Annotated in this window: 8 protein-coding genes and 1 tRNA gene; 7 read left to right on the top strand and 2 right to left on the bottom strand. The window is 47.1% G+C overall.

The window, feature by feature from the left end; genetic code table 11:
- Positions 1-425 precede the first annotated feature (425 nt).
- The 3 genes from rho to FW767_RS06890 are packed head-to-tail and all read left to right on the top strand — an operon-like array spanning position 426 to position 5,523.
- The gene (gene rho, locus FW767_RS06880; protein ID WP_121700298.1) at positions 426-2,465 is read left to right on the top strand and encodes a transcription termination factor Rho; all 2,040 of its coding nucleotides are present in this window, start codon (positions 426-428) and stop codon (positions 2,463-2,465) included.
- Between the two features lie 38 nt (positions 2,466-2,503).
- A complete protein-coding gene (gene tamL / locus FW767_RS06885) occupies positions 2,504-4,849 on the top strand; it encodes a translocation and assembly module lipoprotein TamL (protein ID WP_121700299.1) in 2,346 nt (781 codons plus the stop codon).
- 17 nt (positions 4,850-4,866) lie between these two features.
- Complete coding sequence (locus FW767_RS06890; protein ID WP_121700300.1) at positions 4,867-5,523, top strand: HAD family hydrolase; 657 nt, start codon at positions 4,867-4,869, stop codon at positions 5,521-5,523.
- A gap of 9 nt (positions 5,524-5,532) precedes the next feature.
- On the opposite strand, the gene FW767_RS06895 is transcribed toward FW767_RS06890, so the two are convergent.
- Complete coding sequence (locus FW767_RS06895; protein WP_121700301.1) at positions 5,533-5,925, bottom strand: winged helix-turn-helix transcriptional regulator; 393 nt, start codon at positions 5,923-5,925, stop codon at positions 5,533-5,535.
- 329 nt (positions 5,926-6,254) lie between these two features.
- Here FW767_RS06895 and FW767_RS06900 point away from each other — a divergent pair, with 329 nt between their 5' ends.
- Both FW767_RS06900 and FW767_RS06905 read left to right on the top strand, forming a co-directional pair.
- Positions 6,255-6,704: a cupin domain-containing protein gene (locus FW767_RS06900; protein WP_121700302.1), complete on the top strand. Its 450-nt coding sequence runs from the start codon at positions 6,255-6,257 to the stop codon at positions 6,702-6,704.
- 371 nt (positions 6,705-7,075) lie between these two features.
- Complete coding sequence (locus tag FW767_RS06905) at positions 7,076-8,755, top strand: putative transporter (RefSeq protein ID WP_121700303.1); 1,680 nt, start codon at positions 7,076-7,078, stop codon at positions 8,753-8,755.
- Between the two features lie 127 nt (positions 8,756-8,882).
- Here FW767_RS06905 and trxA read toward each other — a convergent pair whose 3' ends face one another.
- A complete protein-coding gene (trxA, locus tag FW767_RS06910) occupies positions 8,883-9,179 on the bottom strand; it encodes a thioredoxin (protein ID WP_121700304.1) in 297 nt (98 codons plus the stop codon).
- Between the two features lie 139 nt (positions 9,180-9,318).
- Here trxA and dapA point away from each other — a divergent pair, with 139 nt between their 5' ends.
- On the top strand, positions 9,319-10,203 hold the full coding sequence (gene dapA, locus FW767_RS06915; protein WP_121700305.1) for a 4-hydroxy-tetrahydrodipicolinate synthase: 885 nt from the start codon (positions 9,319-9,321) through the stop codon (positions 10,201-10,203).
- A gap of 84 nt (positions 10,204-10,287) precedes the next feature.
- Positions 10,288-10,361 (top strand) — tRNA-Arg (locus tag FW767_RS06920).
- Positions 10,362-10,587: the final 226 nt, after the last annotated feature.

The following is a 10,587-nucleotide window of genomic DNA, read 5'->3' on the forward strand; positions in this document are numbered from 1 at the left end:
CTTCACTGCGTTTTTCCGATTGTTTTGTTGCCTTTTTCCTTAGTCCGAAAATAATGTTGCGTAAAATAATCAGTCAGTCTAAGGCAAAAATCAACAAATTGTCTCTATTCGGTGCAAAGTTAGTGATTTTTTAGCAAAAATAAAATGCATTTATGGCTTTTTTGAGAAAAAAGTGTATTTAAAATCATTTATCGAAAACTTTTTGCCAGTTTAGTTTGTTGTGTCACAGAAAGGCTATATCTTTGCAGATAGTTTCAATGAACAGGAGATTTTATGCGACAGTGTCATTTCTTGACTTTTCATTAGCGGATTTCCGTTCAACATTCCTCAATTTATAAAATATATGGATTCCGTCCGAGCCTCGGCACTTCATAAAGCCGACTGTGGATGTAGACGTCTTAAATGATATAATTAATTTTTTAATAATGTACAATATCGCCGATCTCAATGCGATGGATGAGATACGACTCAAAAGCATCGCTGAATCAATGGGTATTAAAAAGGTCGACGCTTTGCAGCAAGAAGACTTGGTGTATAAGATACTCGACCAGCAGGCAATAGATCTTGCCGCCGCTTCTACAGTAGAAAAAAAACGCCGCGTTCCTAAAGAACCGAAACAAAACAACAATAAGGCTTCGGAAAAGACAGAGCCTAAGAAAAAGAAACAACGGCAGGCTGCCTCCGAAGCAACTGCGCCGGAAGCAAATGCCGCGACAGACACATCTGAAGTACAGGCCGAGGGAAAAGATAGTACGGCAGAGATGCCGGAAGCACCGCGACGCCGGCGCGGACGCCCTTCAAAAGAACAAAAAGCAGCGGAAGCCGCACTTGCGGTCAATGAAAATATGGCTGAATTGCCCGTGCCAGTAGAGGAAACGGTTGTTTCGCAACCTGATAACGCATTGGCGCAACCGGTTCATGATGACGATGACCATCGCGACGCGCTTACTCTTATATCGCCGCTGCCGACAGTTGAGGATACTTCCGCTGTCGAAAATCCGACGGCAGAAAAACAGGATGTTGCGGTGGATGAGTCTAAGACGGAGGACGCTGCGGAAGCAGTTGTTGACAAGCCTCGTCGCGATTTCCGTCCGGGCAGTAACAAAGATGCCACATTCGGATCTTTTTTCCGTAGCGACAAGAAGTTTGTGCCGCGTAGTCAGCGGGAAAAAGAGGAGGCTGCAGTCGCGTCCGCTAAAGTTGTGGCTACAGCTCCTATCATAATAAGAGAACCGGGGCAGGAGACGCCTCCCCAACAACAGGGCAAGAAAAACAAGCGCAACCGCAATAACAATAATAATGCCGTACAGCAGCCGCAGCCCGAACCGGCCATGCCTCAATACAATTTTGACGGACTTATTTCGGCTTCGGGTGTTCTTGAAGTGATGCCTGACGGATACGGCTTTCTGCGCTCAAGCGACTATAATTATCTGTCATCGCCCGATGACGTGTACGTGACGCAAGCCCAGATAAAACTCCACGGCCTTAAGACCGGTGATGTGGTCGAGGGCTACATACGTCCGCCGAAAGAGGGTGAAAAATACTTTCCGTTAAGCGATGTCAAGCTCGTCAACGGACGTTCGCCTGAGTTTATCCGCGACCGTGTGCCTTTCGAGCACCTCACGCCATTGTTCCCCGACGAGAAGTTTGACCTTACAGGCGGCCGTACCTGCAATCTGTCCACGCGAGTCGTTGACATGTTTTCACCGATAGGTAAGGGACAGCGCGGTCTTATCGTGGCGCCCCCCAAAACCGGTAAGACTATACTTCTTAAGGATATCGCCAATGCCATTGCCGAAAATCATCCGGATACATATATAATAATACTGCTTATTGACGAACGTCCCGAGGAGGTGACCGACATGAGCCGCAGTGTAAACGCCGAGGTGATAGCGTCGACATTTGACGAGCCAGCCGACCGCCATGTAAAGATTGCCGGCATCGTGCTTGAGAAGGCTAAGCGCATGGTAGAGTGCGGTCATGATGTGGTCATACTTCTTGACTCCATAACACGACTTGCGAGAGCATACAATACGGTATCGCCTGCATCCGGCAAGATTCTGTCGGGAGGTGTTGACGCCAATGCCCTTCAGAAGCCCAAACGCTTCTTCGGTGCCGCGCGCAATATAGAAAACGGCGGTTCACTGACCATAATAGCCACAGCTCTTACCGAGACCAGCTCCAAGATGGATGAGGTTATCTTCGAGGAGTTCAAGGGCACGGGCAATATGGAACTTCAGCTTGACCGCAAACTATCGAACAAGCGTATATTCCCTGCTGTAGACATAGTGGCTTCGAGCACACGCCGCGACGATCTGCTGTTACGTCCGGAGACTCTGCAGCGTATGTGGATACTGCGCCGTTATCTAAGCGACCGTACATCAATAGAGGCTATGGAGTTCATGCGTGACCAGATGGAGAAGACCCGCGACAACGATGAACTTCTGCGGTCAATGAACGCTTAACTTGCAGTGGTTTTGCAGTAATACCAACTGTCACATCGATGAGGTCGGAAAGGTATATGCTTATCAGGTGGACTGCCGCCGTGATTGTGGCCGCATTGTCATGGGCATGCAGCTCCACAAAACATGTACCTGACGGAAATTATCTTGTCGATGATGTAAGAATCAATGTAACCGACAATCCTGACATAAGGTCGGATGAATTGATAAACTACCTTCGCCAAGTGCCTAACCACAAGGTGCTTGGCTTCCTTAAACTGCAACTGGCCACTTACAACATGTCGGGCAGCGACTCTACGAAGTGGTTCAACAAGTGGACGCGTAAACTCGGTCAGGCTCCGGTGATATATGACCGTCAGCTTACTGATGCGTCGGCGTTCCAGCTGCGTCAGGCTCTTGTCAACCGCGGATACATGGATGTCGGGGTTGACGTCGATACTGTAGTAAAGCATGACGGCAAGAAAGTGGATGTCATATATAACATAACTACCGGACGTCCACATATAATATTAACTCTCGATTACAACATACCCGACAAGTCAATAGATTCGCTTTTGCGACGGTCGCCGTCGGTACTTCAGGTACAGCCGGGCGACATGCTTGACCGTACGCGTCTTGATGAAGAGCGCATACGCATCACTGAACTCCTGCGCAATAACGGATATTATACGTTTAACAAGGAGTACATAACGTATTCGGCCGATACAGCGGCCGGCTCGCGCGATGTCAATCTTACGCTGAATCTGCGACCGCCTCATGTCAGGGCCGGTGCCGATACTTTGCGGGTGCATAAAGTCTATTATATACGCGATGTCATATTTGTAACCGATTATAACGCGGAAGACAGTTACGGTTCCTATGATTTTGCCGGACAGGATACAGTCCGTTATAAAGATATTGAGGTCCTGTATGGCAAGGACCGTTATCTGCGTCCGGGTGTGCTTTATGACGCGTGCTACATGCGTCCCGGGCGCCGATACAGGGCTGTTGATGTCGACCGCACGTATGAGGCTCTGGGCCGACTTGGCATACTGCGCTATGTTAATATCGACATGCGTAGCGCTGACGGTCCTGAAGGTAAGGATTGGCTCGATGTTTATGTGCTGCTGACCCGTGGAAAAAAACAAGGTGTGTCGGTTGAACTCGAAGGCACCAACTTGGAGGGAGATCTCGGCTTTGGAGTGGGGCTTACTTATCAACATCGCGATCTGGCCAAAGGATCGGAGCTTCTCACGGTCAAGCTCCGCTCGAGTTATGAAAGTATATCAGGCGATTTCAGCGGATTGATCAACAATCGTTATATGGAGCATTCCGGAGAGGCTGGCATAACCTTTCCGCGATTCATGGCGCCATTTCTGTCATCAGGCTTCAAGCGCCGTGTCAAGGCCGATACTGAATTCAGTGTGTCGTTCAACTATCAGGAACGTCCGGAGTATACGCGTATCATAGCCGGAGCCGGATGGAAATACCGCTGGGCCGACAGGCTCAATACGCGCCGTCATCGTTTTGACATGGTTGATGTAAACTATGTGTATCTGCCTAAAAGCACGCTTGATTTTCTCAATCAGATAGCGCCGAGCAATCCTCTGCTACGCTACAGTTACGAAGATCATTTTATAATGCGTATGGGGTATGGCTATTATTTTACCAACAAGCGGGTTGTCTCGACCGCTACGGCCAAGCGTTATGTGCTCCAGCCTTCGGTCTATACGATAAGAACCAATATCGAGACTGCCGGCAATCTTCTTTATGCCATATCATCACTTACAGGTCAGAACCGTCATGACGGAGCCTATAAGATATTCGGTATACAATACGCACAGTATGTCAAGGGTGAAGCAGACTTTTCATATACCCGCAACTTTGATTACCGTAACTCGCTTGCCGTTCATGTGGGGCTGGGATTGGGAGTGCCTTACGGCAACTCGTCAATGATGCCTTTTGAGAAGCGTTTTTATGCCGGTGGTGCCAACAGCGTAAGAGGGTGGGGTGTCAGAACGCTCGGCCCGGGCAGTTATGACTCCAAAAATTCGGTTACCGACTTTATAAACCAGTGCGGTGACATAAGACTCGACCTTAGTCTTGAGTACAGAGCCAAGCTGTTCTGGGTAGTAGAAGGAGCCTTGTTTGTCGATGCGGGTAATATATGGACTATTCATAATTATGAAAACCAGCCGGGCGGAATGTTTAAATTCAATAAATTTTATCGTCAGATAGCTGCCGCATACGGAGCCGGCATAAGGTTGGACTTCACATATTTTCTGCTAAGACTCGATCTCGGTATGAAAGCATATAATCCGGCTGAAAATCAGGAGCGCTGGCCTATTGTGAAGCCTCGATGGGGACGCGACGCTACGCTGCACTTTTCGGTAGGTTATCCATTTTAATCAAAATAGTAGTATGTATGAAACGACTTGTAATATTTGACCTTGACGGTACACTGCTCAATACAATAGATGACCTCGGAGCCGCAACAAATCATGCTCTTGAGAAAGCCGGATTCTCCTCTCATCCGCTTGCCGCTTATCCTGCTATGGTAGGAAACGGGGTGAAGAAGCTGCTCGAACGCGCGCTTCCGTCAGGTATGGACACCGATGAGGAGGTGGAGCGTCTGCGTGTCTTTTTCCGCGAGTATTACGACGAGCATTGTGCCGATCATACCAAGCCATATCCGGGTATACCCCAATTGCTCGATACACTTCAGGCGATGGGTGTGAAGCTTGCGGTGGCATCCAACAAGTACCGCGATGCTGTAAGGGCGCTTATAGACCGCTTTTTCCCGTCCATAGAGTGGGTGGCAGTCGAGGGACAGAAAGAGGGAGTGCCTGTCAAACCCGATCCGTCGATAGTTTTTGATATACTGTCGCAGTCGCCTACGCCTAAAGCCGAAGTGCTGTATGTCGGCGACTCCGGCGTGGATATGGAGACGGCCCGCAGGGCCTGCGTCGACTCGGTGGGAGTCACTTGGGGTTTCCGTCCTATGACTGAACTGAAGGCATACCATGCCGACCATATAATAAACACACCGGAGGCTATCCTCGACATAGTGTCGGCACAATGATATGCCGCTTTAGCGGCGGTTCTTGTCCGGGTTATTGTGAGTCCGGTATTCCTGACGGTGTGTCATGACATGTTTCATATTTGTGAGCGCCCATTCGGTCAACTGGCGGATCAGCGGAAGAAGCGATTGACCGATTTCAGTAAGCCGGTATTCGACTTTTGGTGGTACTTCCGCATATACCTTGCGGTCTATCAGGCCGTCGGCTTCAAGGGTGCGGAGTGTAGATGACAGTACCCTTGACGATACATCGGGCATCAGTCTGCTGAGTTCATTGAAGCGGACTATTCCTTGTTCTCCGATAATAAGCAAGGTCAGAAACGCCCATTTGTTTCCGAAACGGGCAATCACGTTTCTTACGGGGCACATTTCGATTATAGAGCCTGTCTCTTCTTTTTTTCTCATAGTAAGGTCGCTTACTTTTAATTACAAAGTTAGTCATAATATCTGATACATCTTTTATCCCTTGAATGACAATGAATGAATATGACCTGATCAGCGCGCATTAGGGGTTATATTCAGTTTCAGGAAAGTGGTTACTAAACGAGTTAATATCGAGGCGGGCACAAAGAACTCTGCGGTATATCCGAAATTTTGCGTGAGACTTAATTTTTTTTCTTTCTGATAATCAGTAAAACCGATAAAAAGGTTACTATGTGAGGCGCGTGTAACTTCTTGACAAGCTGATGACAAGGTTGTAATTTTGCAGTGTATAAACAAAAACGCATAATGATATGAAACAGATTCAAACAATCGGGACGGGCGCTAATTTCGGTGCCGTAAATTTCGGAAAACTATCCGACATGAATGACTACGTTCTCAATCTTGGACCGGAAATACGGATTTCCGGCAAGGTGTTCGGAGGCGAAGCAGTAGGAGCGACAGGCGGAGAGTTTTCATTTCAGGTTTTTGCCCCGGGTCATGAAACAGGATTTCTACATACTCACAAGATTCATGAAGAGTTGTATTTTTTTCTCAACGGCAGAGGAGAATTTCAAGTTGACGGAGATATATTCCCTGTAGAAGAAGGTTCGGTGGTACGTGTTGCTCCCGACGGACTGCGGAGTGTGCGCAATAACGGTACAGAACCCCTTGTGATGCTGTGTGTACAGTATCGCGGCAATACATTCGGCTCCGAAGACGCAACTGACGGCAACATTCTCAACGAACCGGTAAAATGGTGAAAGTATAGAAGAGGAGTTATTCATAATGCGCTTGCCGATGACCGGTAATGTGTAGTTGCCGGTACTGCTAAGAAGCGTTTTGAATTTGAAAATATGTCACGGTCAGAAACTTATCTTGTCGGTAAAGCTTCTGACCGGCTATTTTATTATCTGCCGTGTCGGATTACGTAAAGAAACAATGAAGTGCTGCCTGCCGGAAATAATGACTTTGAGCATTTAATAGTATAATATGGACATATACGATATTGATATGTGTTGTACGTAATGTTATGGACTCTACGTTGACGGTGACGATAATAATACGTTGAAATTGCTGCGCCGTCTCGTAAAAAAGTCGTAACTTTGCAAATCAAAAAAATAAAGAGGTAAATATGGATTGGATTCAGCAGCTCCTGTCTCCCGGTAATACAGCGCTTGCAAGCACTATAGTGCTTTATTCGTTTGTTATTGCGGTGGGAGTCTTTTTAGGCAAGCTAAAGATTGGCGGCGTATCGCTTGGTGTCACTTTTGTGTTGTTTGTCGGTCTCGTAATGGGGCATTTCGGCTATAAGGTAAACTCCGAGGTGCTTCATTTTATCAGGGAGTTCGGCCTTATATTGTTTATATTCTCGATCGGTCTTCAGGTCGGTCCCGGATTTTTCTCCTCGTTCAAAAAAGGAGGAATGTTGCTTAACGGACTTGCCGTACTTATCATAATGCTTAATGTGGCCATAGTGCTCGGCATATTTTTTATTGACGGAAACACGTCTATTACCGCTCTTGTGGGTGTGATGTCGGGAGCCGTCACCAATACTCCGGGCCTCGGTGCCGCACAGCAGGCTATACTTCAGGTCAATCCCGACGCATACACTATGTCAGAAGAGATGGCTATGGGCTATGCAGCCGCTTATCCGTTGGGCGTTATCGGTATTATCCTGTCGATGTTTATTATCAGGGCTATATTCCGTGTTAAAATGGACAAGGAGATAAAGCTGGTCGAGGAGGACAACGACAACAGCCAGCTTAAACCTCATATAGTAACGTTTGAAGTGACCAATCCTCTGATCGAGGGTAAAAATCTGGTACAACTTCATGATATAATATCGTGCAACTTTGTCATATCGCGTCTGAAAGATCAGGAAGGCAATGTTATAATTCCCAATTCACAGACCGTCATCCATCTTAACGACAAATTATATATAGTCATGTCGGCGCAGGATGAGGAGCGCTTCAAGGCCGTTATCGGTCCTGAAATAGATATGGACTGGGAAGCCACTCCGAGTCCGGTGATATCGCGCCGTATAGTCATAACCAAGAGCGAGTATAACGGGGTGCCCGTAGGGGCTTTGCGCCTGCGTATGGGCTACCATCTAAACGCCACGCGTGTCAATCGTGCGGGTGTTGATCTGCTTGCCTCACCCAATCTGCGTCTGCAGGTGGGCGACCGCATGACCGTAGTAGGGCAGGAGGCCGACATAAAACGTCTTGCCGAAAAGCTTGGAAACTCGATGAAGCGTCTTAACGAGCCCAATATGATAACGCTGTTTGTCGGTATATTCCTCGGTATTGTAGTAGGTTCCATACCTATCGCTTTCCCCGGAGTCAGTGTGCCGATGAAGCTGGGTCTGGCCGGCGGGCCGCTTGTGGTGGCTATACTTATAAGCCGCTTCGGTTATAAAATAAAGCTTGTCACTTATACATCATCGTCGGCATCGCTGCTTATGAGGGAGATAGGTATATGTCTGTTCCTTGCATCGGTAGGTATAGCGTCGGGTGCCGGCTTTGCGTCGACAGTGTTCAATTATACCGGTATGTGGTGGGTTATATGGGGCTTTATCATAACTGTAGTGCCTCTGCTCGTGGTCGGTATTATAGCCCGTGGTATTTATAAGATCAATCTTCTTACGATCATGGGTCTTTTTGGCGGCGGCATGACCGATCCTCCGGCACTTGCTTATGCCAACAACAGTACCGGCAATGACGCTCCGGCAGTAGCGTATTCTACGGTATATCCGTTGACTATGTTTCTTCGCGTGGTTGCGGCACAGGTGCTTGTGCTCTGCCTTGCATAGGATAGTAACTTATATGATATACATAAGAAGGGAGCAACAGACCTGTTGCTCCCTTCTTATGTATAAACAAGTGAATCAAATGAAAATCCTATACCGTCATAAGGCGGTGTGCAGACTTGAAAATCGGTTATGCAAATTCTTTTAATTTCTTCTCAAGGTCATCGGCGGTATGGACTCCGGCAGCACGCCATTTTACCTCTCCGTCCTTGAATATGATCAGGGTCGGAACTGATTGAACGCGGAATTGAGCCGATAGATCCTGATTCTTATCCACATCTATTTTTACTATGGTTGCACTTTCGTTCACCTTTTCTTTTACCTGTTCAAGTATGGGGTGCATCATTTTACACGGTCCGCACCAAGTGGCATAGAAATCAACCAAAGTAGGTTTGCTGCTCTTAATAATATCGGTAAATTCGCTCATATCTGTAAAGTTTAAGTTTATTATTATAACGTGCGGTTGTTATTTTAAGTTCGGCATATTAGATTATTTTGCAAATACCTTATGGATTGATGTATGATTTTTCGTAAATTTGCATCGCAATCGCAATTAACGTCATTTTATGGCCCGAATAAATTTAAAAGGCATGGGTGTGGCGCTTGTCACTCCCTTTAAGCAAGATAAGTCGATAGACTTCGACGCTCTTGCCCGCTTGCTCGAATATCAGATAAAAAACGGAGTCGACTATATGGTCGTGCTCGGAACTACAGCCGAGACAGCCACTTTATCTTCATCTGAAAAAAAACAGGTAAGAGAGTTTATTGTGGAACGTGTCGCCGGCCGCATACCGCTTGTCATAGGCATCGGCGGCAATAACACGATGGCTCTTGTCGAAGAGCTGAAGACGGCAGACCTGTCACAGTTTCAGGCCGTGCTGTCGGTAGTGCCTTACTACAACAAGCCGTCGCAAGAGGGTATCTATCAGCACTACAAGGCTATAGCCACTGCGTCGCCTATACCGGTCATATTATATAATGTACCCGGTCGTACCGGTGTCAATATGACAGCGGAGACAACACTGCGACTTGCCCGTGAATTTGATAACATAATCGGTGTCAAAGAAGCGTCAGGCAACATATCGCAGATGGACGACATAATCAAAAACAAGTCGGAGGACTTTATGGTCATCTCCGGCGATGACGGCATAACGTTTCCATTGATCACACTTGGCGCGGTAGGAGTCATATCAGTTATAGGCAATGCTTTTCCCAAGGAATTTTCGCGTATGGTAAGACTTGCCTTGCAGGGTGACTATGAACGTGCGCTTACTATACACCATCGGTTTACGGAGTTGTTCAGTCTGCTTTTCGTTGACGGCAATCCGGCCGGAGTAAAGTGTCTTCTTCATGCTATGGGCTTTATCGAAAATGAATTGCGTCTTCCGTTGGTGCCCACCCGCATAACCACTTATGAGAAGATACGTCATGTCCTTGAGCAGCTTGGATGACAAGTGAGACGATTTACCGGTTAAAAACCGGTAAAAGTATTGCCGCAATCAGTATAAAGTGTTAACTTTGCACTCCGAAAGGATGGTCCGGTAGCTCAGCTGGATAGAGCAACAGCCTTCTAAGCTGTGGGTCTTGGGTTCGAATCCCAACCGGATCACAAGGAAGTTCGGACTTCCACCGCAAAACGCTGAAAATCACTTGATTTCCAGCGTTTTTTTTTTTCTTTTTGTCCTATCCGGCAGAATACGGCGGTTTTGGCAGGTTGGACATTTGGGGTGATGGATTGCGTGTAAACCATTGATTTAATTATCTTTGCGAAGATAATTATTGATATGGTTAAAAAAATGCTTTTTCTGCGGGTCTAAAAATGTAGTCAGGAACGG

Source organism: Heminiphilus faecis (assembly GCF_008728965.1).
GTDB lineage: Bacteria > Bacteroidota > Bacteroidia > Bacteroidales > Muribaculaceae > Muribaculum > Muribaculum faecis.